Source organism: Solibacillus sp. FSL R7-0668 (assembly GCF_038006205.1).
GTDB lineage: Bacteria > Bacillota > Bacilli > Bacillales_A > Planococcaceae > Solibacillus.
This window is the reverse complement of record NZ_JBBOUU010000001.1, coordinates 3,343,591-3,366,645: the sequence shown is the minus strand read 5'-3', so window position 1 is coordinate 3,366,645 and position 23,055 is coordinate 3,343,591. Positions and strand designations below refer to the sequence as shown.

Annotated in this window: 25 protein-coding genes; 13 read left to right on the top strand and 12 right to left on the bottom strand. The window is 38.2% G+C overall.

Going from position 1 to position 23,055, the window contains the following annotated elements; translation table 11 throughout:
* Positions 1-197: 197 nt before the first annotated feature.
* A complete protein-coding gene (locus tag MKX47_RS16855; protein ID WP_340776500.1) occupies positions 198-524 on the top strand; it encodes a YtxH domain-containing protein in 327 nt (108 codons plus the stop codon).
* A gap of 19 nt (positions 525-543) precedes the next feature.
* Complete coding sequence (locus MKX47_RS16850) at positions 544-1,479, top strand: YihY/virulence factor BrkB family protein (protein ID WP_340776498.1); 936 nt, start codon at positions 544-546, stop codon at positions 1,477-1,479.
* A 49-nt stretch (positions 1,480-1,528) separates the two neighbouring features.
* On the opposite strand, the gene MKX47_RS16845 is transcribed toward MKX47_RS16850, so the two are convergent.
* Positions 1,529-3,433: a heavy metal translocating P-type ATPase gene (locus MKX47_RS16845; RefSeq protein ID WP_340776496.1), complete on the bottom strand. Its 1,905-nt coding sequence runs from the start codon at positions 3,431-3,433 to the stop codon at positions 1,529-1,531.
* 210 nt (positions 3,434-3,643) lie between these two features.
* On the opposite strand from MKX47_RS16845, the gene MKX47_RS16840 reads away from it, so the two are divergent.
* Positions 3,644-5,026 carry an L-cystine transporter gene (locus tag MKX47_RS16840; protein ID WP_340776492.1) on the top strand — a complete coding sequence of 461 codons (1,383 nt, stop codon included), beginning with the start codon at positions 3,644-3,646 and terminating at the stop codon, positions 5,024-5,026.
* Positions 5,027-5,054: 28 nt separating this feature from the next.
* On the opposite strand, the gene MKX47_RS16835 is transcribed toward MKX47_RS16840, so the two are convergent.
* From MKX47_RS16835 to MKX47_RS16825, 3 genes are all read right to left on the bottom strand, one after another.
* Entirely contained in the window at positions 5,055-5,300 is a 246-nt protein-coding gene (locus MKX47_RS16835) for a hypothetical protein (RefSeq protein WP_340776490.1), read from the bottom strand.
* A gap of 111 nt (positions 5,301-5,411) precedes the next feature.
* Positions 5,412-6,953, bottom strand: coding sequence for a fumarate hydratase (locus MKX47_RS16830; RefSeq protein ID WP_340776488.1), 1,542 nt, complete (start codon positions 6,951-6,953; stop codon positions 5,412-5,414).
* Between the two features lie 190 nt (positions 6,954-7,143).
* On the bottom strand, positions 7,144-7,326 hold the full coding sequence (locus tag MKX47_RS16825) for an SE1561 family protein (protein ID WP_340776485.1): 183 nt from the start codon (positions 7,324-7,326) through the stop codon (positions 7,144-7,146).
* Between the two features lie 463 nt (positions 7,327-7,789).
* Here MKX47_RS16825 and MKX47_RS16820 point away from each other — a divergent pair, with 463 nt between their 5' ends.
* Entirely contained in the window at positions 7,790-8,950 is a 1,161-nt protein-coding gene (locus MKX47_RS16820; protein WP_340776483.1) for an MFS transporter, read from the top strand.
* A 52-nt stretch (positions 8,951-9,002) separates the two neighbouring features.
* On the opposite strand, the gene MKX47_RS16815 is transcribed toward MKX47_RS16820, so the two are convergent.
* The gene (locus tag MKX47_RS16815) at positions 9,003-9,239 is read right to left on the bottom strand and encodes a carboxypeptidase (protein WP_340776481.1); all 237 of its coding nucleotides are present in this window, start codon (positions 9,237-9,239) and stop codon (positions 9,003-9,005) included.
* Between the two features lie 128 nt (positions 9,240-9,367).
* Here MKX47_RS16815 and MKX47_RS16810 point away from each other — a divergent pair, with 128 nt between their 5' ends.
* Positions 9,368-9,844 carry an RNA polymerase sigma factor gene (locus MKX47_RS16810; protein WP_340776479.1) on the top strand — a complete coding sequence of 159 codons (477 nt, stop codon included), beginning with the start codon at positions 9,368-9,370 and terminating at the stop codon, positions 9,842-9,844.
* Positions 9,844-10,530, top strand: coding sequence for a zf-HC2 domain-containing protein (locus MKX47_RS16805; protein ID WP_340776476.1), 687 nt, complete (start codon positions 9,844-9,846; stop codon positions 10,528-10,530). The genes MKX47_RS16810 and MKX47_RS16805 overlap by 1 nt, the downstream gene beginning before the upstream one ends.
* Before the next feature lie 56 nt (positions 10,531-10,586).
* On the opposite strand, the gene MKX47_RS16800 is transcribed toward MKX47_RS16805, so the two are convergent.
* The 4 genes from MKX47_RS16800 to MKX47_RS16785 form a co-directional block, all read right to left on the bottom strand.
* A complete protein-coding gene (locus MKX47_RS16800; RefSeq protein ID WP_274308125.1) occupies positions 10,587-11,642 on the bottom strand; it encodes a 2,3-butanediol dehydrogenase in 1,056 nt (351 codons plus the stop codon).
* Between the two features lie 247 nt (positions 11,643-11,889).
* On the bottom strand, positions 11,890-13,251 hold the full coding sequence (gene rlmD, locus MKX47_RS16795; RefSeq protein ID WP_340777864.1) for a 23S rRNA (uracil(1939)-C(5))-methyltransferase RlmD: 1,362 nt from the start codon (positions 13,249-13,251) through the stop codon (positions 11,890-11,892).
* 135 nt (positions 13,252-13,386) lie between these two features.
* A complete protein-coding gene (locus MKX47_RS16790; RefSeq protein WP_445683618.1) occupies positions 13,387-14,151 on the bottom strand; it encodes a polysaccharide deacetylase family protein in 765 nt (254 codons plus the stop codon).
* Positions 14,152-14,236: 85 nt separating this feature from the next.
* The gene (locus MKX47_RS16785) at positions 14,237-15,136 is read right to left on the bottom strand and encodes a TIGR01777 family oxidoreductase (RefSeq protein ID WP_340776467.1); all 900 of its coding nucleotides are present in this window, start codon (positions 15,134-15,136) and stop codon (positions 14,237-14,239) included.
* Positions 15,137-15,241: 105 nt separating this feature from the next.
* On the opposite strand from MKX47_RS16785, the gene recX reads away from it, so the two are divergent.
* Genes recX through MKX47_RS16770 form a run of 3 tightly spaced genes read left to right on the top strand, consistent with a single transcriptional unit; the run spans position 15,242 to position 16,641 of the window.
* On the top strand, positions 15,242-16,048 hold the full coding sequence (gene recX, locus MKX47_RS16780) for a recombination regulator RecX (RefSeq protein WP_340776465.1): 807 nt from the start codon (positions 15,242-15,244) through the stop codon (positions 16,046-16,048).
* Positions 16,041-16,370 (top strand): YfhH family protein, encoded by a 330-nt coding sequence (locus MKX47_RS16775; RefSeq protein WP_340776463.1) that lies wholly within the window; start codon positions 16,041-16,043, stop codon positions 16,368-16,370. Before recX ends, MKX47_RS16775 begins: the two co-directional genes overlap by 8 nt.
* Position 16,371: 1 nt before the next feature.
* The gene (locus tag MKX47_RS16770) at positions 16,372-16,641 is read left to right on the top strand and encodes a YfhJ family protein (RefSeq protein ID WP_340776462.1); all 270 of its coding nucleotides are present in this window, start codon (positions 16,372-16,374) and stop codon (positions 16,639-16,641) included.
* Positions 16,642-16,720: 79 nt separating this feature from the next.
* Here MKX47_RS16770 and MKX47_RS16765 read toward each other — a convergent pair whose 3' ends face one another.
* Complete coding sequence (locus MKX47_RS16765; RefSeq protein WP_340776460.1) at positions 16,721-17,710, bottom strand: metal-dependent hydrolase; 990 nt, start codon at positions 17,708-17,710, stop codon at positions 16,721-16,723.
* 302 nt (positions 17,711-18,012) lie between these two features.
* On the opposite strand from MKX47_RS16765, the gene mutY reads away from it, so the two are divergent.
* The gene (gene mutY / locus MKX47_RS16760; RefSeq protein ID WP_340776459.1) at positions 18,013-19,071 is read left to right on the top strand and encodes an A/G-specific adenine glycosylase; all 1,059 of its coding nucleotides are present in this window, start codon (positions 18,013-18,015) and stop codon (positions 19,069-19,071) included.
* A gap of 59 nt (positions 19,072-19,130) precedes the next feature.
* Positions 19,131-19,322 carry a hypothetical protein gene (locus MKX47_RS16755; protein WP_340776457.1) on the top strand — a complete coding sequence of 64 codons (192 nt, stop codon included), beginning with the start codon at positions 19,131-19,133 and terminating at the stop codon, positions 19,320-19,322.
* A gap of 222 nt (positions 19,323-19,544) precedes the next feature.
* Here MKX47_RS16755 and MKX47_RS16750 read toward each other — a convergent pair whose 3' ends face one another.
* Complete coding sequence (locus MKX47_RS16750; protein ID WP_340776456.1) at positions 19,545-19,697, bottom strand: YpzG family protein; 153 nt, start codon at positions 19,695-19,697, stop codon at positions 19,545-19,547.
* 101 nt (positions 19,698-19,798) lie between these two features.
* Positions 19,799-20,191 (bottom strand): carboxymuconolactone decarboxylase family protein, encoded by a 393-nt coding sequence (locus MKX47_RS16745; protein WP_340776454.1) that lies wholly within the window; start codon positions 20,189-20,191, stop codon positions 19,799-19,801.
* Positions 20,192-20,425: 234 nt separating this feature from the next.
* Between MKX47_RS16745 and ntdP the strand changes: the two genes are divergently transcribed.
* Entirely contained in the window at positions 20,426-20,989 is a 564-nt protein-coding gene (gene ntdP, locus MKX47_RS16740) for a nucleoside tri-diphosphate phosphatase (protein ID WP_340776452.1), read from the top strand.
* 108 nt (positions 20,990-21,097) lie between these two features.
* Positions 21,098-22,843: an ABC transporter ATP-binding protein gene (locus tag MKX47_RS16735; protein ID WP_340776450.1), complete on the top strand. Its 1,746-nt coding sequence runs from the start codon at positions 21,098-21,100 to the stop codon at positions 22,841-22,843.
* Positions 22,844-23,055 lie beyond the last annotated feature (212 nt).

The following is a 23,055-nucleotide window of genomic DNA, read 5'->3' as shown; positions in this document are numbered from 1 at the left end:
TTTGTGTCGTAAGCAGAGCGGTGGGTGCGAAAAGTCCTCTATTTTTATACAAGCTCCGGCTAAGAAGAATGCCGCGTTGTAATGGATTATAGGTTCATCACTTTCAAAAATGGGAAATATTCGCTAAAATAAAGATAATTCGTTTTGTAAAGAATGTATTAGGGAATATACAAATAAATACAAAGGGGCGATTTTAAATGAAAAGTAAATTACTACCATTCATCGCGATTGGAGCAATTGTTGGAGCAGCAATTAGCATGTTAGACAAGCAAACGCGTGAGCATACTGTAGAAACAGCAAAGAAAGCAAAGGATACAGTTGCCTATTATGCCGAAAATCGAGATGAACTAACAGCATTAGTTGAGTCAAAAGTAGAGCAGGCCCAATCACTTTATGGCACAGTGAATAACAATGTACAAGCGCTAATGCAAAGCGACATTCAACATATGCCTACTACAATTCAAAGTATGGTTTCTGAGACGATTAGTGCGTTCTCGAAAAAGGATGATCAACTAAGCGAATAACCATAGGGATGGTGGCTAGATGACAAACAAAATACAACAAAACGAAAAGTTGGCACTTGTAAAATCATTTGTAGCACCTGATCCATCACAAATTGATATATTAACGACAAAGGGGTTTTTTCAAGATTTAATCTACCGTATAAAAAACGTTGATATATCAGGTATGGGTGCACAGTTAGCATACTTTTTCTTATTATCATTTTTTCCGATGCTAATTTTTATGGTGACGCTATTGCCCTATTTGAATTTAGAGAGAGGGCAAATTTTTGATTTTTTAAGTGAGATTATGCCAGATGAAGTATACAGTCTGATCGAGGGCACATTAACTGAAGTGCTAAGCAATCAAAATGGGGGTCTCCTTTCAATCGGGATTATTGGTACGATTTGGTCTGCTTCTAAAGGTGTGGATGCACTTATGAAGGCGTTGAATCGTGCCTATGATGTGGAAGGCAGGGCAGGCTTTATGAATCGGCTATGGTCCTTAATATTTACGATTTCTTTAGTAGGTGTGTTATTAATTGCTCTTGTATTACCGGTTTTTGGACAACAAATTGGCAATTTAATATTTGATTATCTTGGAGTGACCACATCCTTTACTACGATTTGGAATTCAATTCGTTGGATCATACCACCTGCTTTAATTTTAATCTTGTTAACAACCATGTATTGGATTGTGCCTAATACAGATCCTCGATTAACAATTGTAAGTGTATTTCCGGGTGCTATTTTTGCAACTTCTGGATGGCTTGTACTGACGTATGTCTTCTCGTTTTATATTAATAATTTTGGCAATTATAGCGCGACTTATGGCAGTATTGGTGGGGTTATTATTTTGATGTTGTGGCTATATTTCACGGGGATGATTTTAATTTTTGGTGGTTTGCTCAATGCAACATTTCAAAAACGCCAGCTTGCTAAAAAGAGTAAAGAAAATGCAAAGACTCCTGTATTTTAAAAGAGTGGACCTGATTGTAATTTCAATCGAGTCCACTCTTTTTTACATATTATACTTTTCTACTTAACATGCGTAATCCGTTTAAAATAACTAAAATAGTACTGCCTTCATGACCGATAACCCCGAATGGTAAGCTAATGGCTTGGAAGAAATTTGAGATAATTAGTAGAGCAATGACTGTGAGAGAGAAAATAATATTTTGCTTAACGATGCGCTGCATTTTGCGTGACAGCTTTACCGCATAAGCAATTTTTGATAGGTCATTTTTCATTAATACGACGTCTGCTGTTTCGAGGGCAACGTCTGTGCCGCCACCCATGGCAATACCTACTGAGGCTGTTGCAAGAGCTGGAGCGTCGTTTATACCGTCACCAACCATGCCGACATGCTCGTAATCCGCTTTATATTTTTTAATATGCTCTACTTTTGTTTCAGGTAGACATTCGGCTACATAGCTTGTTACACCCGCTTCTTGAGCGATTGCTTTTGCCGTTGTTTCGTTATCACCTGTCAGCATGATGACATCAATGCCAAGCTCCTTTAATGCAACCACGGCTTTTTTTGCCTCATCACGAACGATATCTTTTAGTGCAATAAGTGCTGCAATACCTTGTTCATCCTTTAAAAAGACAACCGTTTTTCCGTCTTGTGCTAATTGTTGTAATGCCCCATTGTGAAAGCGATTTGCAAGCTCTTTCCCTACAAAATCAGGCTTCCCAATTGTATATGCTTTTTCTTCAAATACAGCCTTTAATCCAAATCCAGGAATATCCTCAATTTCGATATTTTGCGGAATAATAACTTGTTGTTTTTTGGCATATTGTGTAATAGCACGTGCTAGCGGGTGATTGGATTGGGCTTCGATACCTGCTAGGACAGCTAATGTGTCGAGCTCATTTAAATCTTCACGTACGATAAAGTCTGTTACAGCAGGGGTACCTTGCGTAAGCGTACCAGTTTTATCGACTGCTAATACATGTAGCAAGCTTAAATGCTCTAAGTGCACGCCACCTTTTACTAAAATCCCGTTTTTTGCCCCGTTTGAAATAGCAGATAATGTTGCTGGCATAATCGATGCAACGAGTGCACAAGGCGAAGCTACGACTAATAGCACCATTGCACGATAGAAAGTTGTCGTCCAATCCCAATCAAGTAAATAGTGAGGGAGTACCATCATTAAAGCGACTGTTACTAATACACCTTTTACATAAATCCCTTCAAATCGCTCGATAAATTGTTGAGAGGGTGATTTTTCACTTTGCGCAGATTGCACAAGTGTGATAATTTTTTGGAATAATGTTTCTGAGCTAGGCTTTGACACACTAATTGTTAATACACCATTCAAATTGACCGTTCCAGCGAAGGCCTCATCACCAATGTTTTTTGAAACAGGCATTGATTCCCCCGTAATCGCGGCTTCGTCAACGGTAGAAACACCTTTGAAAATTGTTCCATCAGCTGGAATACGTTCACCGGGCTTTACCAAAATATGATCATTTACTTTTAATTCCTTTACTGACACTTTGATTGGTTCGAAACCACCACGTACTAACCAAGCTTCTTCTGGCTGCAATTCCATTAATGAAGAAATTTCCTTATGACTTTTGTTCATGGCATACGTTTCAAGTGCCCCACTTAATGCAAATATAAAAATTAATATTGCGCCTTCTGTCCAGTAACCAATCGTTGCAGAACCAATTGCTGCTAAAATCATCAGCATCTCAACATTCAATGATTTGTTTTCGATTGTATCTTCAATACCTTCTTTTGCTTTAGCATAGCCACCAATAACAAATGCTGTTAAATACGCAACAATGGCAGCCGTCATTTGACCAGTAGATTCCATTCGCCACGCAATTAATATGATGAGCCCGGAAACTAGCGCAGCAATCAATTCTTTGTGTTCACTTATTTTCTCATTTAATGATAACTTTTCTCGATTAGAATTCTCCATAAGTACCTCCTTGATAATGAAAATCATTGTTAAAACAACTGATAATGGATTTCATTTATTTTATAATTATTTTTTATTTATAATTATTATAATTTAGAGGAGGTGTTTTGTAAACAAAAGAAAAGAAAAATTTCAATTCATACTTGACTAATAAGAATTGTAGAGTAAGATAGTGATTACAAATTAACAAAATTAAAGGAGGCGTTTTCAATGGATGCAATGATTTTGCTTAACGTAGTCATTCTATTTATTGTTCTTGCATTTTTATATTTTTTAAAAACGAAGCATGTGAAATTTTCAAATCGTGTGTTCATAGCTTTAGGATTAGGGGTTTTATTAGGGATAGGTTTACAATTTGCCTATGGAGTTGAATCAGATACATTAGCTGAAACAGTGCCTTGGTATAATATCGTTGGTTCAGGCTATGTAAAATTACTACAAATGATTGCAATGCCATTAGTGTTCGTTTCGATATTGGCAGCATTTACGAAAGTGACAATTGGAAAAAACTTTGGAAAATCGGCAGCCATTATTTTATCTGTATTAATTGGTACAACGGCTTTGGCAGCAGGAATTGGGATTACTTCAACGGTGATCTTTGATTTAGATGCGAACCAAATTATGCAAGGGGATGCCGAAATAGCGCGTGGGGAAGCGATGGTAGAAAAATCGGCAGAAGTCGCGAGCTTACCAGATCAAATCCTGTCTATGTTCCCAGTAAACCCATTCTCTGATTTAACAGGGGCGCGTGCGACATCAACGATTGCAGTTGTAATCTTCGCCGCGTTTTTAGGATTTAGTTATTTATCGCTTCGTCGTAAAGAGGAAGAAACTGCAGACAATGTAAAAAAAGGAATCGACGCTTTATATGGCTTAATTATGGGTGTTGTACGCATTATTTTACGTTTAACGCCTTATGGGGTAGCTGCTCTTATGGCACGTACAGTTGCAACGAGTGATTTAGGTGCGATTGTTGACTTAGGTATGTTCGTAATAGCATCTTATGTCGCATTATTTGTAATGTTTATTATTCACTTAATTATCGTTGCTTTAACGGGATTAAGCCCAGTTCAATATGTAAAGAAATCAGCGGAAGTACTATTATTTGCCTTTACCTCACGTTCAAGTGCAGGTACATTACCGCTGAATATTCAAACGCAAACTAAACGTTTCGGTATACCAGATGGCATTGCAAACTTTGCCGGATCATTTGGCTTATCAATCGGACAAAACGGCTGTGCAGGGGTTTATCCCGCAATGCTAGCTGTTATGATTGCGCCAACAGTAGGCATTAATCCATTAACGCCAAGCTTTATAGCTACATTAATTGTGATTGTTGCTATTAGCTCATTTGGTGTGGCAGGTGTTGGTGGTGGGGCAACATTCGCTGCCATTATCGTATTATCAGCAATGGATTTACCGATTGCCTTAGCAGGTATTTTAATTTCAGTTGAACCATTAATCGACATGGGGCGAACAGCTCTAAATGTAAGTGGCTCAATGATTTCTGGGATTGTCGCGAGTCGTGCAACAAACGAATTAGATACAACGATTTACAACGAATCAGCAGAAAAAGCACCGTTAGTTCAATAATAAAATTTTAAAGATACGCAGAACCGAGTTAGTTCTGTGTGTCTTTTTCTTTAAATAATTTGTCGCGTTGTAAAAAAGCACCGATAGATAAGAGCCAAAAAAAGAAATCGAGATAGATGTAAATAAATTGAAAAGTAGCATGAGGAAAAACGATGACAGCATAGATGGTAAAGGATAGCGCGTTAACTAAGCTATGCTTCCAGTTGTACGTTGAGCTAAAGTGAATTTGTGCACTGATAAATAGAAGGTTAATGAGTAGTATTACTAAGAACATGTAACTCCTCCAGTACAAGTATTTTTTTCAGTATAGCAAAGTGGGAAGAACTCCATCAATAAAAAAACGACTCAATCCAGTAGATAGGATGAGTCGTTTTTGTTCTTAAAATTAGAATACGCGTTCAGCGTGCATTGCTAATTTTTCTAATGATGATTTTTCTACATCAGCGTGTAATGAGTTCCCGTGAGAGTCCATTGTTACGACAGCTGTAAAGTCTTGAACGGATAAGTGCCACATTGCTTCAGGAATACCGAATTCGATTAAGTCTACGCCATCAACTGATTTGATGCAGTCTGCGTAATACTGAGCAGCACCACCGATTGCGTTTAAGTAAACGCCGCCGTGTTCGCCAAGAGCTTTTAATGTTTTTGGACCCATGCCGCCTTTACCCATAACTGCGCGGATACCGAATTTTTTCATGATGTCGCCTTGGTATGGTTCCTCACGAATTGAAGTTGTAGGACCAGCTGCTTTCACAACCCAGTTGCCTGCTTCGTCTTTCGCCATTACTGGACCACAGTGGTAGATGATTTGTCCATCTAAGTCTACTGGAGCTTCAACGCCCTCACCGATTAAGTGGTGGTGGATTGCGTCACGACCAGTGTACATGCGACCAGAAATTTTAACTACGTCACCAACGTTTAATGAGCGAATTTGCTCTTCAGAAATTGGGGCAACAAGCTCAACTACTTTGTTGTTTGAAGAAGCTTCTGTTTTTTCTTCGTCTTTGAACGTGATTTTTTCACCTTCTTGGTAGTGCCAGTTTGTGATTTCACCAGTCGCTGGATCGATATCGATTGCCATACGACGGTAAGCCCAACAGTTATACGCTACAGATACGAAGAAGGATGCTGGTAAGCGGTCCATTACGCCGATTTTACAGCCTAGTAATGTTGCTTCACCACCGAAGCCCATAGTACCAACGCCAAATGTGTTAGCTGTTTTTACGATGTAGTCTTCTAATGTTGCTAAGTCTTCGATTGGGTTTGTATCTTCAACGTGACGGAATAATTGCTCTTTTGCAAGATCATAACCAGAAGAGCGGTCGCCACCGATACCCACACCGATGAAACCAGCTGAACAGCCTTGACCTTGTGCTTGCCATACAGAGTGTAAAATACATTTACGGATACCGTCTAAGTCACGACCAGCGCGGCCTAAACCTTCTAATTCTGTAGGTAAAGAGTATTGAATATTTTTGTTTTCACAGCCGCCACCTTTAAGGATAAGCTTTACTGTGATGTAATCATTTTCCCATTGCTCAAACTTCACAACTGGAAGACCAGCACCGATGTTTGTACCAGAGTTTTTACCAGTTAATGAGTCAACTGAGTTTGGACGTAATTTTGCGTCACCAGTAGCTGCAGCGATTGCAGTTTGGATTGCTTTTTTAATTTCGATTTGGTTTACGCCAACCGGAGTATATACTTTAAATGTTGGTAGACCTGTATCTTGACAGATTGGAGATACATTGTCTTCCGCCATTACGATGTTTGTTGTAATCGTGTCTAATGTCATTGCAGCACGAGTACCAGCGTTTTCAGATGCTTTGGCAGCTTTAATCGCGCGACGAACGTCTTTAGGTAAGTTAGTAGATGTTTCAGTTACTAAAGAATAAAGACTTTTTTCTAAAGTTTCTAAGTATGCCATCTTATTTTTCCCCCCAGAAAAATAGTATTGTTTTTAAAATCCATCTTATATTATAACCTTATTAATCTATAAAAAAAAGAGCGCTTACAAAAGAGACAAAGGAAAATTATGAAAATCGGTTATTAAGCTAGGAAAATGCAATAAAACGATGAAAAAAAGCAATGCCTATTTTAAGCATTGCTTTTCGAAATTAGTCTTCGCGTGATTGGAATTGTTCCATTTTTTGTTCTAAATCGTCCATCATTTGAATTAAGCGATCGATATCTTCTAACTCTGTTGTTTCTGGATCGATAGCATCTAACACCTCAAGGAAGATTTCTAAGCGTTCTTTTAAATATGTTACTTGCTGCTCTTTACTTGTGATTGGATTCATAGGGAAGATTCTCCTTTGTGTTTGCGTAGCATTATTATACTATGTTTGAACGCAAAAGTTAATGGACAACTTGCGACAAAGGTAATTGGATTTTATTAAGATACTTAAAAAAAATAACCAATTGTATAGCACTTATTAATTATTTTAAATTTCTATGTATTTAGAATATTGTTAAAATTAAAATGTTATGATAAAGTTAAGACATATAAAACAAGAGGGAGATGATTAGAAAAAGCATATATGAGAAATCTTATAGAAAAGGAGGACGTTTAAACGTTTTTCGGCGAATATGCCGACAAAGATTGTTTACGTAAAGCACAAATGGAATTAAGTGAAATTTGAAACCCTAGTTAACTTTTAGAGATAAAGTTGGCTAGGGTTTTTGAGTTTGCAATATTTATCCCAAACGATTAAAAGCTATGATACGATAGGTTGGTTACATATGAAAAAGGGAGATAATAGTATGAGTTACGAACAACGTAGATTTGCCATATTAGTTATTATCGTATCCATTTCAGGCTTTTCACAGGGGATGCTGTTGCCACTCATTTCAGTTATTTTTGAAGAGGATGGGGTTTCATCTACATTAAATGGATTGAATGCAACAGGTCTTTACATAGGGACATTATTAATATCGCCATTTATCGAGCAACCATTACGTAAATATGGCTATAAACCAATTATTATTTTAGGTGGGGCGCTTGTATTTGTGTCGTTGTTTTTGTTCCCATTATGGAAAAGTGTACTGTTTTGGTTTGTATTGCGAATGCTTATTGGCATTGGGGATCATGCATTACATTTTTCAACGCAAACCTGGGTTACCTCAACAACACCTACACATAAATTAGGGAAGAGCATGTCCATTTATGGCATTTCCTTTGGGCTTGGCTTTGCGATGGGACCATTATTTGTACCACTTGTAAAAATATCAGAAACGCTGCCATTTATCATTTCCTCGGCTTTATGTTTAGTAGCATGGTCGCTTATATTTTTTGTGAAAAACGAAAAGCCAGAAGCACTTAAAGGTGATGCCAATCAAACTGGCTTTATCCGCTATAAACTTGCTTTAAAATATGGATGGGTCGCATTTTTGCCTCCATTTGTTTATGGCTTTTTAGAATCTTCCTTAAATGCGCTGTTTCCGGTATATGCGCTACGCAAAGAGTTTGATTTAGAATTTGTTTCGATTATGCTTGCTGGCTTTTCAATAGGGGCTATTTTAATGCAATTCCCACTTGGAGCGCTAGGTGATCGAATCGGGCGTCGTAAAGTAATTATTTCTGGTTTGTTAGTAGGAGCAAGTATTTTCTTTGTGGGGAATCTTGTGGAATATTCACAAATGCTTGTTGCGATTAGCTTTTTTGCAGGCGGAATGTGTGTCGGGTCGATGTTTTCTTTAGGTATTACCTATATGACAGATTTAACGCCAAAAGAGCTGTTACCAACAGGCAATTTATTATGTGGTATTTTCTTTAGCTTGGGTAGCTTAAGTGGTCCGTTTATAGGGGGCATGTACTTAGAATTATTCCCGAGTAAGGGTTTCTTACTATTAGTCGCTACGATATTATTCCTAGTAGCACTGATTGTTATAAAATTTGGGAAAACAGGCAAAGTCATGATTTAACTAGATTCTTCCCCTACTTCTAGAGGTAGGGAAAGTAATAAAGCAGGCGTTCTCATTGCGAACGTCTGCTTTTTACTGTGAAAAATACGATTGCGGTAATAATACACGCTACAATTATGTACATAAAGACATTTAAGTAATTAACGCCACCAAACGTAACAGCAGCTTGTAGGGAGCTTGCAGATGTCGCAGAGTTTTCATCATTGCTTGGGAAGATAACACCGCCAAGCCATGAAACCCCAGAATAAGAAATAGCAAAAGTAATTGCTACAAAAAGAAAGTTTTTCATTGTAATTCCTCCTAGCATGTACTATTTTACATGAAATAAAAAAATAAGGGGAAATTGATCAATAATTAATAATTTTTGTAACGAATTTCATTTTCGCTAGTCTTATGTAAGAAGGAGGGAAGGGGGAGATGAATTTTGAACAAATCTATCGGCTTTATTTTCAGGATGTCTATCATTTTATGCTCACGCTCTGTCGCAATGAAGCCCTTGCCGAAGAAATTACACAGCAAACCTTTTATAAAGCATTGCAAAACATTGACCAATATAAGGTCAACTGCCAAATGAAAGTATGGCTCTGCCAAATTGCCAAAAATACTTATTTTACACATGCAAAAAAGCAAAAGCGTTTTGTTGATGAACAAACAGACCGAGAAGATGATTTGAAAATCGAACAACAGCTATTAAAAAAAGAACAAGCCTTCTACCTTCATCAATTAGTCCATCGATTGGATGAGCCTTATAAGGAAGTTTTTTCGCTCCGAGTGTTTGGAGAGCTTTCGTTTTTACAAATTAGCCAGCTCTTTGAAAAAACGGAAAGCTGGGCACGAGTTACCTTTTATCGAGCGAAAAAGAAAATACAGCAAATGGCGAAGGAGGAACAGTGATGACGAAAATTACATGTGATATTGTCCAAGACGTACTGCCACTTTACTACGATGAGGTGTGCAGTCAGGATACGAAAAATTTAGTGGAGACGCATTTACAAAGTTGTAAAGCATGCCAAATAGAATTGAAAAATCTATCTGTAAATGTTCCAGTGCAGCCATCAGAATTAAAGCAAAACGCACAGGATAAAAAAATGATGCTATCTTTGGCGAACTCGTGGAATACTTTTCGAAAAAAATCATTTTTTAAAGGGGTAGGAATTGCTTCACTTGTGGCATTACTTTTATATGGCGGCTATTTTGGATTATACGAGTGGGATATTAAGCCAGTTAAACAAGATAATATTGCTATTACAGAGATTGCACAGCTCGCAGATGGTCGGATAGCCTATCACGTCGATTACCTAGATAATCTGGATGTCTACCGTGTGAAATATGAGCTTCATGAGGATGGCAACTTTTATATGATTCCGTTACGCACAATTATCGGCAAAAGCTCGTTACCGCATTTTGTTGTAGGTGAAGGTTATCAGGATTTTAATCTGCCTAGTCGACAGATAGATCGTGATGGTAAAATTCAAGCGCTCTATTACGGCTCTCCTGAAAACGCACAGTTGATATGGAAAGAAGGCATGGAGTTGCCAAAAGCGAGTGAAGAATTGGAAAAGCAATTAAAAATAAACTGATAAAAAAAGCGCAGAATCAAATTGAGAGATTCTGCGCTTAGTACAGTATAAAATAATTATTTCGAAGCAACTAAAATTTTAATTTGATCTTTGTCGTTTACTAATGTTTCAAAGCCTTCTGTTACAACTTCATTAAGTGTGATGCGTTTAGTAACTAATTTATCCGCAGGGAAGTAGCCTTGCGTCATTAAGTGCATTACAGCAGGGAAAATATCACGGTATGCAATAATTCCTTTTACGCTACGCTCTGATAATACAATATTGTTTGGTTGAATGGATGCTTCTTTTTCCCATATTGAAACAATAATTGTTTCTCCCTCAAACGAAGTAGAATCGATTGCTTGTTTTAAGACAACTGGAACGCCTGTTACTTCATAGGCAACATCTGCACCACCATTTGTTAATTCATGAATTTTTGCTACTACATCCGCTTCTTCTGCAGGATTAATTACTGCAGTTGCGCCTAGTTCTAATGCTTTTGCACCGCGCTCTTTCGATAATTCCACGGCATAAATTTCAGCAGCACCTGCTACTTTTAATGCTTCGATCACTAATAAACCGATTGGACCTACACCGAAAACAACGGCTTTGTCACCAGCTTTTAATTTACTCATACGAACGGAGTGTAGAGCTACTGCTGCAGGTTCAACTAAAGCACCTTGCTCTAACGATAATCCTTCAGGCATTTTGTGTACCCAACGTTCATCAACAACTGTGAATTCAGAGAAACCACCGCCACCACCTGATAATCCATGGAAGCCTAAATGTTTACAAATATTATATTTCCCTTTTAAACATGCAGGACATTTACCACATGCTAAAATTGGTTCTACGACAACTTGATCGCCGACACTGACACTTGTTACACCTTCGCCAATTTCAACGACTGTACCAGAAAATTCATGACCCATTACAACTGGTGCAACTTCTTTACTTACGGCATGTGGTGCGTCAACTGGAACGAAAATGGGACCTGCTATATATTCATGAAGGTCACTACCGCAAATTCCTGTCCATGCAACTTGAATTTTTACGCGACCTGCTGTTACTTGAGGTTCTTCAATTTGTTCAACGCGAATATCTTTTGCTTTATACCAACGTGCTGCTTTCATGATAATCACTCCATTTAAAATAGTTACTACACTAGTAGTACTAGCTCTAGTATAACGAAATTTCTTGATGAATTTTATGGAGATACTGTTAAGTTTTGTGTGAATAATTTATAGATTTGATTATGGATTGCTTGAAATACAAGGCGTTTTAGGCATATTGATAGATCATAGAAATAAAAAAGCATTCGCTTCAAAAGAGCAGAAAAATGCTCAGATTGGAGGGAATGCTTAATAAGAAAATTTAAATTTATTTCTTTAACGTCAATTTCACAACACATTCCACTTGGGCGGTTTGTGGGAACATGTCTACTGGTTGAATATATTCAACGTTATATGCTTTAGATAATTCTTTTAAATCACGTGCCAATGTGGAAGGGTTACACGATGTGTAAACAACGCGCTTTGGCTTAATTTTTAATACCGTTTTAATAAAGCCAGGCTCTAAACCTGTGCGTGGTGGGTCGACAGAAATGACGTCTGGTCGGTAACCTTCCTTTGCCCAACGGAATAACCATTTATCTGCAGTACCTGGGAAGAAGCGGACGTGCTGTAGGTTGGCATTATTACGCGCATTCATTTTTGCATCAGCAATGGCTTCGTCGACATTGTCCATCCCGCGTACTTCGCGTGCACCGTCGGCAAGCCACATACCAATTGTCCCAACCCCACAATAGGCATCGACGACATTCTCTTTTCCAGTAAGCGCGGCAGCCTTTTTAATTTCGTCATATAAATGCACCGTTTGCTCAGGGTTTAACTGGAAGAAGGCACGAGTTGATAATTCAAATGCATACTCACCTAGCTTTTCAAGAATGGCTTCGTGCCCATCTAAAACAATCGTTTCTTCACCGAAAATAAGGGATGTTTTTTCTCGATTAATATTTTGCGTAATGGACACAATGGAAGGGTCAATCTTATTAATGCGTTCGATTAATTCTTCTTTATGTGGAATTTCATGACGTGTCGTGACTAAGCAAACCTGCGTTTCACCAGATTTTAAGCCTGTACGGACAACGATGGTACGTACTAAGCCATTTAATGTTTTTCCGTCATAAATGGTAATATTTAATTTTTGTAAAATTTTACGTACAGCGACCGTAATTTTTGATGTTAACGGGTGCTGAACTAAGCAATCATTGATGTTTAGTAGTTGATGTGAGCCTTCTGCAAATAGGCCAGCATACACACGTTTGCCTTCTTTACGTACTTGGAATTGTGATTTGTTACGGTAGTTCCAAGGATTGTCCATACCAAGTGTTGGACGGATTTCGGCAGTTTCTGCGATTTCCTTTGCATACTTTTCAAATGCCTGTACGACGATATCGCGTTTATTCGCGAGCTGTGCCTCATACGTCATATGCTGTAATTGACAGCCACCACAGTCTGCATACACAGGGCAAGGTGCTTCTTGACGGAATTCGCTAGCTTTACGAATCGTTAAAATGTCTGCCTCGGCAAATTTTGGTGCTACTTTTGTTAATTTGACTGTTACTTCTTCTCCTGGAATCGCACCTTTTACGAATACGACATGACGTTTATAAAATCCAACACCCTCACCATTAATCCCAAGGCGCTTTATCGTTAACGGGAATTTTTGCCCGACTTCCATTTTTACTTCACTCAAGTTTACACGTCCTTTAAATACTTCAACTCGCACTAAAAAGTTAGCGCGAGTTGAATCGTTTTTCTTCATCCTTACATTATAACGGACAACGACTTGAAAGAAAAGGAACGTCACTTAGTTCTAGTAAGGCATTACTTGCTCATATTCAAGCACTAAATCATCCAGCGAACCAAATGTATAGCCTTGCTTTTTCGCCTCTTGAATAAATTTCGGCAACGCTTCGGCATTATCTTGCGCGACGGTATGCATTAAAATAATTGCGCCAGGGTGTAGCTGATTCATGAGGGCATTGTAGGCATATTCATAGCCACGGCGCTCGTCTTTTAGCCAATCTTTAAAGGCAATGGACCAAAAAATATGACGATAACCGACCTCATTGCCGACTTTTAATACTTCTTCATTAAATATTCCTTCAGGTGGTCGGGCATAATAGGTGCGATCAACACCCGTTAATTCATATAGTTTTTCATCAAAACCAAACCATTCTTCTTTCATTTCCTGTGCCGATAATTTCGCCATATTCGGGTGACCATCAGAGTGATTGCCGATTGTGTGACCGTCTGCAATCATTCTTTTGACTAAATCACTCGCACTCGTTAAATAATGACCTGTTAAGAAAAAGGTCGCAGGTGCTTTCTCGGTCTTTAATGTATCTAAAATACTTTCGGTAAAGCCGTTTTCATAGCCATTATCAAATGTTAAATAAATGACCTTTTTGGAAGGGTCCCCTTTATAAATTGCCCCGTAATTTTCAAGTAAGCTTTCTAAAGGTTCACCAATTTCAACGGGCTCTGCATTACGACTTGGTTTAAAGCCCCAATGAAATTCTTCGGCTTTTGCAACAGATATATAGGAAACGAGGGAGACGACGAGAACGAACGCCATTCCAATAACATGTTTTTTCACGAAAAAAAGCAACCTCCTTTGGCAGATTTGTTACAGGTAGGTTGCGTGGAAACGATAATTTTATTCATGGATATAAATCGCGAATGGCATCTTCTACAGAGGTGTAGTTAAATTTAAAATGGGCATTTAATAATTTTTCGGGTAGTACATGTTGACCTTTTACCACAAGGACACTCTTTTCGCCAAGTGCGAGCTTTAGAGCAAGGCTTGGTACAGGTAACCAATGTGGACGACGTAGTGCTTTACTAATAGCTTGTCCAAAAGATTTCATACGCTTAACATTCGGTGTCGTAAAATTAATTGGCCCACGTAATTCGTCCTGCTCGATTACAAAGAGCAGAGCACGCGCCACATCGTCAACATGAATCCAACTAAGCCATTGTTTACCTGAGCCAATTGTTCCACCAACACCTAATTGATAAGGCAGCACCATCATCGGAAGTGCACCTTCACCTTTAGCTAAAATAACACCAAAGCGCGCTAGGCAAGTACGAATGCCTAAATTTTCGGCTTGTACTGCTTTTTGCTCCCAATGATCCACAACATTACCTAAAAAATCAGTTGCTTTTTCGGTAGATTGCTCGGTATAAATCTCATTTTCTGAAACAGGATAAATGCCGACTGCGCTTGCATTAATGAATACAGATGGCTTGTGTTCAATGGCTTGCATAATTCGCAATGCTTCAGCGGTTGCATCCATACGGCTAGAATAAATTTTTTGTTTTTGCTGCTTTGTCCAGCGTCCTTCATTTAATGAAACACCAGCTAAATTGATAAACGCATCTAACTGTTCAAGCTGTAATTCTGGTTTTACATCCTGTGCGAGCCACTGTACATAGCGTATATTGTTTTCAGTACGAGAATTTCCACGTGTCAAAATGACGACCTCATGTCCTTTATCTTGAAGCAGTTCTGTTAATTTTCGACCAACCATGCCGGTACCACCAGCAATTGCAATTTTCATCATACCCCTCCTCAATTTATCTTATATCCAGTATACTGTGCCATGAAACTCCAAGCAAAAAGATGTATACTAAAAGATATGTGTATATAAAGTGAGGTGTACATTTTGCAAGTCATTACAAAAATCGGCCGTCAAAAGCGTAATCAAGAGCGTTACAATATCTATTTAAATGAAAAGTATGCATTTGCTGTTGATGAAGGTACACTCATTAAATTTGGTTTGCAAAAAGGCAAAGTACTTGAGCAAATTGAAATCGATGAAATACAATATGAAGATGAAATAGCGAAAGCATTTAATAAGGCTCTAGGTTTTTTAAGCTTTCAAATGCGTAGTGAGCATGAAGTAAAGCAAAAGCTATTGCAATTAGGACATGGAGAAGCTGTGATACAAGAAGCCATCCACAAATTAAATCGCCTCGGCTTCTTGAATGATGAAAGTTATTCGAAGGCATTGCTCGAAACAAGAAAGCGTACTGCCAAAAAAGGGCCTGTTGCCATTCGCCAAGATTTAATGAAAAAAGGCATTGCAAAAGATTTACAGCAAGAAGTATTGAAATCCTATGGCCATGATGAACAGCTACAGCTTGCAATGGAATTAGCAGAAAAGGCGATTCGATCTAACGACAACAAAACACCTACTCAAGTAAAGCAAAAAATTCAAGATGTGTTATTGCGTAAAGGCTATTCTTACAGCATCGTTACGGATGTGTTAGAGCAGATAACTTTAGAGCGCGAAGAAGACGAATGGGGCGCATTAATCCAAAATCAAGGCGAAAAGATTTGGCGGAAATATGCGAGTAAATTCGAAGGCTTTGAACTCAATCAAAAAGTGAAGCAAACATTATACCAAAAGGGCTTCCCCGTTGAAGTCATTACAGCATTTATCGAACAAAAGGAGCAAGAAAATGAATGAATTAACATATAGTCAAATGTCAGAAGCAGAACTACGTCAGGAAATTGCCAATTTACGTGAGCAAGCACGTAAAGCCGAGCAATTAGGGATTGTCAATGAATACGCCGTTTATGAGCGTAAGGCATTAATGGCAGAAGCCTATTTAGTAGATCTTTCTACGATTATTCCAGGCGAAATGTATCGTCTTACGGGGGCGCCAGGCGAGTTTTTCCAAGTAGATCGTTTGAAAGGACGCTTTGCATGGGGGCATCGTTTAGGATCAGACCGTTTTGAAGAGGCATTGCCTGTTTCACTTTTACGTCCAATGAAAGAGGGGAAGTAGGATGGAAGCGTTTTATCAAAAGTTAACGGAGCAATTATTAGCTAAAAACCCTGAATTGTCAAAGGGTCGTGCACGTACATGGGTCGAGCTATTATGCAGCGATTTCGAAGCCACATCAGCCAAAGCGGGTGTTGACTATCGCGGTATGGAATATACAGCAAAATTAGTTAGTCAATTAATCGAAAGCTACGGCGACAAATTGCATTTATTTGCTGCAAAAAATCCAAAATATGCGGATTTATTAAATGAGAGCGATGACATCGTGAACTAATTAGAAAGATTTCTACGTTTCTATTTACTATAAAAGAGGGTGTGTTAAAAGCGATGGCACTTTTAACACACCCTTATTTCTATTCGTTGCCGGCACCGATTTGTAGCTTTTTCATCAATTTTTCTTCAGTAAAAATCCAGCCCGTATAGGAGTTGACGATATTTAAATCTTCATCTAAATGGGCGACTGCTACAAAAGGATAGCGGTCATTACTTCGATAACGTAAATCGATTAATCGTAGCTCCGACAAGCCATTGTCAAGCTCTGCGATTTCCCAACGATGAATGGGAGAAAAGGATAAAAAAGCATCGATATTCGGATCCTTTAATGCAGCAGTGACAAGCGGCGTTTTAGGAATTGGCTCAATTTTAAATTTATCGTAAATATTTACGGTACGACGATAAGAGCGCCCCACATAGAAATGCGTTTTAGATTTCGCAGCAACTTTCCATTGGAAAAAGTTCAATGTAGGTGCGACAATGACAAATTCCTCGTCTTTAATTTCACGGTGGACTGCCGATTTGACCGCTTTTTGTAGTGAAAAGCGTAAAATATAGTAAAGCACGATAATAAAGTACATGATGCTAAAGGTAATGACAGGGTCTGCGCCAAATGCCCATAAAAGAATACCAATACAATGTAACCCAAAAATAAATGGATCAAACGTATTAATGACGGCAAGCGCTACCCACTTTTTGGAGAATGGACGCAAAGCTTGTGTACCATAAGCATTAAAAATGTCGACAAATACATGTAGAAACACAGCGAGTTGTGTCCAAAGCCAAACATGGAAAATGTCTGCGGAAGGTAATATGAGTGCTAATACGCCTGTAATGAGCAAAGGCCATAAAAGAACGGCAGGAATTGAGTGTGTAATGCCACGATGATGGCGAATATAAATCGCGTTATTACGTAATTTTAAAACCGTATCAATATCAGGTGCCTGTTGCCCGATGATTGTACCGGCCATAACTGCAGCAAATGTCATTGGATGGCTTGCTACAACAGGGTCAGCAAGTGCAAGACCGCCAAGAGCAATACCCATAACAAAATGTGTACCTGAATCCAAAATGTATCATCCTCTCGTAGACAAAACCGTTTTTAGACGGAAATAATTCAATTATGCGCTAGCGTAATTGCGTCCAGATTTTTTTCGAGTTTACTCGAAAAATTCCTTTAAAAAATCTGTGACATCCGTCGGGACATTAATTTGCTTCAGCCAAGTTTCCCCAGCTTTTAGAAGTATGGGACTTCTGTACATACCACTTTGCTTATGGTACAAAAGAATTCGCTGAAGCAAATTAACAGTAGTAGTTATGATTATAATATACCCTTTTTACATGAAATAAAATCGAATTTTTGGAGGACAATGTGAACTATCAATATAAGTTAGAATTTCAACAAGCATTAGTCGAATGGTTTAAGAAAGAGCATCGTGATTTGCCATGGCGCCATACGAAAGATCCCTATAAAATTTGGGTTTCTGAGGTGATGTTGCAACAAACGCGAGTAGATACTGTAATTCCTTATTACAACCGCTTTATGGACAAGTACCCAACATCTGAAAGTTTGGCCTATGCACCTGAAGAAGAGCTATTAAAAATGTGGGAAGGTCTTGGCTATTATTCCCGCGTACGCAACTTACAAGCAGGAGTAAGGGAAGTTGTTGAAACCTATGGAAGTAAGGTGCCAGATAATCGCCACGATATTTCGAAGTTAAAAGGAGTCGGTCCCTATACAGCGGGAGCAATCTTAAGTATAGCCTACGGAAAGCCTGAGCATGCAGTAGATGGCAATGTTATGCGTGTGTTAAGTCGAGTGCTAAACATAGACGCAGATATCGCACTGCCAAAAACAAAAAAGATTTTTGAAGAGGCTGTGATGGCATTAATAGACCCTGAAAATACATCGGCATTCAATCAAGGATTAATGGAGCTTGGCGCACTAATTTGTACACCGACTTCCCCGAAATGCTTGCTCTGTCCTGTGCGTGACTATTGTACAGCATTTCATGAGGGAGACCCTGCAGCGTTGCCAGTAAAATCGAAAAAAGTAAAAACGAAAACAATCGATTTTGATGTATTGGTCATTCGAGATGCAGAGGGACGTTTTTTATTAGAAAAACGCGAAGAAACAGGCTTACTAGCAAATATGTGGCAATTTGTCATGATTGAACGCGAACAGGGCAAAAATTCATACGAAAAAGCACAGCAACAGTATGATCTTCTATTAGATGATGCACTGACTGTACCGATTCTTAATTTTAAGCATGTTTTTTCTCACTTGAAATGGGTGATTGACAGCTATTTAGTCGATTGCTTGCAGGGACCAAAACAGCTACCGGCAAACATGGCGTTTTTTACAAAAGAGCAAATTGAACAATTGCCGATGCCAGTCCCGATGCTAAAAATTTGGGATAAAATCAAATAGCTTTATGCATAATCTATGTACCAACCGTCCACAATAATGGGCGTGGAGGTGACAAAAGCATGAAACGTAATGAAAATAATCGTAATCGTCAATCAAACGCAAACAAGCCATCCCAAAATAACGAACCCTCAAAACGCGAAGAATTTGGGCGTGAGGAAAACTTTGGGCAAGTAGAGCAAGAGCGCCAAAAACAAAAACGCGAACAAGAGCAGCGTAATAAGCAGTTCGCAAAAAGAAATAATAACTTCTAAGGTGAGTGGTGTACGGAAAGCTAATAACTTTCCGTACACTTTTTGTTTAAGGATTATTATGTGTAAATCTCTTCATTTAAATGTCTTTTGCTAAAAAAACTTATTATCTTGAGCTGTACAATAATGCAATCAGTAACATTTGTAGGCATGTTAAATAAGCAAAAACAAAAAGAAAGCCCAGAAATAGTTCTGGGCTGGATTACACTTACTGCTTCTAGCTGACTAAAACTGTCGGGCTTTCGCTTCGCTTCTCAAAATACGGTTATGCAGAGTAATTTCTGTTTCACCATTAACTTGAGATTTAGCGTGCTTAATCCTTGTCCAGTTTCGGTGGATTTTTCGAGATTTTGGGTCTAACTCTTCAGGCCTACTCATGTCGCATCCTCCTCATCAAATTAGATTAATAAGTGTTACCTAAAAAAAGTATGAGCGATTTAAAAGAATTTATTCGTCATTTTAAAAAATACGCAGCCTCATTATTTCTGCACGATTAGTTGCTTTTCTTGAAATACCTGCTGTGCAATTGTGAGTGCGTTTTGAACACGTGGAAAACCTATGTAGGGAACTAATTGCAATAATGCCTCTACAATTTCAGTTGGTGTGAGACCAGCATGTAGACCACGCGTAATATGTGTTTTTGTTTGTGGTTCCGCACCCTGTGTGACAACTGCTGTAATGACAACAAGTGCACGACTTTTAGCATCTAAACCTGGTCTTGAATAAATATCGCCATAAGCAAATTCAATAATCATTTTTCGTAAATCTGGGGCAATATTAGCTAAAGCGTCATGCTCCACCATACGCAAAGCCTCTTCTTCTGTCACATATTGCTTAATCGTCTCCAAACCATTTATAAAACGTTCATTCATATAAACAACCTCCTTTGATTATGTAAAATCCCATCCTCTACTAATAATTAGATGGTTGTGAGACAAATACCTTTATTTTTAGTCACGAGTTTTAGCGTGTTTACTTGCAATAAGCAAATATTTCGCAAATAATTGAAAATAATAGCATTGGAACTATAAGTTTTGTCAAAGCATTGTTATAATACAATAGAGACTGCTAGAATTTTTAGCTAAGACGAAAAGGTGGGCTTGAAAATGGCATTACCGGTTGAAGGAGAAATTATCCAAATACATAGTTATAAGCACAATGGTAATATTCACCGTGTCTGGCAAGAAACGATGGTATTAAAAGCAACGAAAAATGTAATGATTGGTGCGAACGAAAAGACACTTGTGACTGAGTCAGATGGTCGAACTTGGCTTACGCGCGAACCATCGATTTGTTATTTCCACGCAGAGCATTGGTTTAATATTATTTGTATGTTGCGAGAAGATGGTGTGTATTATTACTGCAACATTAGTTCGCCGTTTGTATTTGATAATAATTGCCTAAAGTATATTGACTATGATTTGGATGTTAAGGTTTTCCCGGATATGAGTCATGCGTTATTAGACGAAGACGAGTACGAGCAACATAAATTGGAAATGAATTACCCCGAAGTGATTGATAAAATTTTAAAACGCAATGTCAAGACGCTGATCAGCTGGATTGAGCAACGTCGCGGTCCATTTGCTCAAGACTTTATTCAATCATGGACAAGCCGTTATGAGCTACTAAGCGAAATTCAAGCGAATAAAAGTAACGAAGAGCCTGAGTAAACAACTTGTTTACTTAGGCTCTTTTCAAGTCTCCTTTACATAAAAAGAGGGGAAATTATGGTATGATGTTAGCTGCTGTAAAATGTTCTGAAGGGAGATATGTTTGCCTTGGATAGTATTAAACGTTATATGCGCTTTGTAAAGCCATATAAGCTACTGTTATTTTTAACGATTGTCATTGGGATAATTAAATTTGCCATTCCACTGTTCTTACCGTGGTTGTTGCAAATTATTTTAGATGATGTGTTATTGAATAATACGCTAACAACTGATGAAAAAGCGAAACAATTATTTACTTGGATTGGTGTGGCACTCGTGCTATTTTTTATTGTACGTCCCCCAATCGAATATTACCGCCAATACTTTGCACAAAATTTGAGTAATAATATTTTATTTGATATTCGTAAAGAGCTGTACGGTCATTTGCAAAAATTAAGCTTAAAATATTATGCAAATACACGTGCTGGAGAGGTAATCTCACGTGTAATTAATGACGTAGAGCAAACGAAAAACTTTGTCATGACGGGTTTAATGAATTTATGGCTAGATTTAGTAACCATTTTAATTGTCGTAGGCATCATGTTTTCAATGGATGTAAAGCTGACGATTGTGTCACTTCTTGCGCTACCTTTTTATGCACTCAGCGTGAAATTCTTCTTCGGCAAATTGCGTAGCCTAACGAAAGAGCGTTCGCAGGCACTTGCAGGAGTCCAAAGTTATTTGCACGAACGTGTTGCAGGTATGAGCATTATAAAGAGCTTCACACTTGAAAAGCATGAGCAAAAGATTTTTGATGAAACAAATGGCGAGTTTTTAAATAAGGCACTTGCCCACTCGCGCTGGAATGCTAAATCATTTGCCGTAGTCAATACAATAACGGATATGGCGCCGCTAATTGTCATTGGCTTTGCGGGTTATCTCTATTTATATGAAGGCTTATCAATTGGGGTGATGGTTGCGTTTTATGCGTATATCGAGCGTTTGTATGGCCCATTACGCCGTTTAGTAAGCTCGTCAACAACATTAACGCAATCGATTGCTTCAATGGACCGTATGTTTGAATTGATGGATGAGAAATACGATGTGCAAAATAAACAGCATGCCCTACCACTTCCTCAAGCTCGTGGAAAGGTCCAGTTTGACCATGTAACTTTCCAATATGATGTAGATGGTAAAACAATTCTAAACGATGTTGATTTTATCATTGAACCTGGACAAACCGTTGCCTTTGTTGGGATGAGTGGTGGTGGTAAATCGACCATTGTTAGTTTAATCCCACGTTTTTATGATACGACCGATGGAACAGTGAAAATTGATGACTATGATGTGCGGGATGTTACGTTAGAATCGCTTCGTTCGCAAATTGGGATTGTGCTGCAAGACAATATTTTGTTTAGTGATTCGGTGAAGCAAAATATTTTAATGGGCAATCCACATGCAACCGATGAAGAAATAATCGAAGCAGCAAAAGCGGCAAATGCTCATGAGTTCATCATGAATCTTCCAGAAGGTTATGATACCAAAGTAGGAGAGCGCGGTGTGAAATTATCCGGTGGTCAAAAGCAACGGGTGGCGATTGCGCGTGTATTCCTGAAAAATCCACCAATTTTAGTATTGGATGAAGCAACATCCGCACTTGATTTAGAAAGTGAAGCATTAATTCAAGAATCATTAGACCGTTTAGCACATGATCGAACAACGATTATTATCGCGCATCGTTTATCGACAATCACGCATGCTGATAAAATTATTGTGATTGAACATGGCGAAGTTTCAGAAGCGGGAACACATGATGAATTGATGGACAAGAATGGTGCTTACTATAATTTATTCCAAGTGCAAAAATTAGATTAACAACTAATAAAACTACTTTTTACCATAGAAATTTGGTAGAAGGTGGTTTTTTTATGTTTGAATATATTAATGAAGAATTGATTTTTGTTCTATTAGTAGAAAAAACGAGCATATTCTACAATAATATTGAAAATTAACAATTGTTGTAATATCATATGTTAAAATACTTTTAATTTTCAGATAATTGGGGTGGTCGTGTGAATCGGAAGACC

Coding starts and splice junctions, on each gene's coding strand:
- MKX47_RS16855 (WP_340776500.1), top strand. CDS start 198: ATGAAAAGTAAATTACTACCATTCATCGCGATTGGAGCAATTGTTGGA.
- MKX47_RS16850 (WP_340776498.1), top strand. CDS start 544: ATGACAAACAAAATACAACAAAACGAAAAGTTGGCACTTGTAAAATCA.
- MKX47_RS16845 (WP_340776496.1), bottom strand. CDS start 3,433: ATGGAGAATTCTAATCGAGAAAAGTTATCATTAAATGAGAAAATAAGT.
- MKX47_RS16840 (WP_340776492.1), top strand. CDS start 3,644: ATGGATGCAATGATTTTGCTTAACGTAGTCATTCTATTTATTGTTCTT.
- MKX47_RS16835 (WP_340776490.1), bottom strand. CDS start 5,300: ATGTTCTTAGTAATACTACTCATTAACCTTCTATTTATCAGTGCACAA.
- MKX47_RS16830 (WP_340776488.1), bottom strand. CDS start 6,953: ATGGCATACTTAGAAACTTTAGAAAAAAGTCTTTATTCTTTAGTAACT.
- MKX47_RS16825 (WP_340776485.1), bottom strand. CDS start 7,326: ATGAATCCAATCACAAGTAAAGAGCAGCAAGTAACATATTTAAAAGAA.
- MKX47_RS16820 (WP_340776483.1), top strand. CDS start 7,790: ATGAGTTACGAACAACGTAGATTTGCCATATTAGTTATTATCGTATCC.
- MKX47_RS16815 (WP_340776481.1), bottom strand. CDS start 9,239: ATGAAAAACTTTCTTTTTGTAGCAATTACTTTTGCTATTTCTTATTCT.
- MKX47_RS16810 (WP_340776479.1), top strand. CDS start 9,368: ATGAATTTTGAACAAATCTATCGGCTTTATTTTCAGGATGTCTATCAT.
- MKX47_RS16805 (WP_340776476.1), top strand. CDS start 9,844: ATGACGAAAATTACATGTGATATTGTCCAAGACGTACTGCCACTTTAC.
- MKX47_RS16800 (WP_274308125.1), bottom strand. CDS start 11,642: ATGAAAGCAGCACGTTGGTATAAAGCAAAAGATATTCGCGTTGAACAA.
- rlmD (WP_340777864.1), bottom strand. CDS start 13,251: ATGGAAGTCGGGCAAAAATTCCCGTTAACGATAAAGCGCCTTGGGATT.
- MKX47_RS16790 (WP_445683618.1), bottom strand. CDS start 14,151: ATGGCGTTCGTTCTCGTCGTCTCCCTCGTTTCCTATATATCTGTTGCA.
- MKX47_RS16785 (WP_340776467.1), bottom strand. CDS start 15,136: ATGAAAATTGCAATTGCTGGTGGTACCGGCATGGTTGGTCGAAAATTA.
- MKX47_RS16775 (WP_340776463.1), top strand. CDS start 16,041: ATGAATGAATTAACATATAGTCAAATGTCAGAAGCAGAACTACGTCAG.
- MKX47_RS16770 (WP_340776462.1), top strand. CDS start 16,372: ATGGAAGCGTTTTATCAAAAGTTAACGGAGCAATTATTAGCTAAAAAC.
- MKX47_RS16755 (WP_340776457.1), top strand. CDS start 19,131: ATGAAACGTAATGAAAATAATCGTAATCGTCAATCAAACGCAAACAAG.
- MKX47_RS16750 (WP_340776456.1), bottom strand. CDS start 19,697: ATGAGTAGGCCTGAAGAGTTAGACCCAAAATCTCGAAAAATCCACCGA.
- MKX47_RS16745 (WP_340776454.1), bottom strand. CDS start 20,191: ATGAATGAACGTTTTATAAATGGTTTGGAGACGATTAAGCAATATGTG.
- ntdP (WP_340776452.1), top strand. CDS start 20,426: ATGGCATTACCGGTTGAAGGAGAAATTATCCAAATACATAGTTATAAG.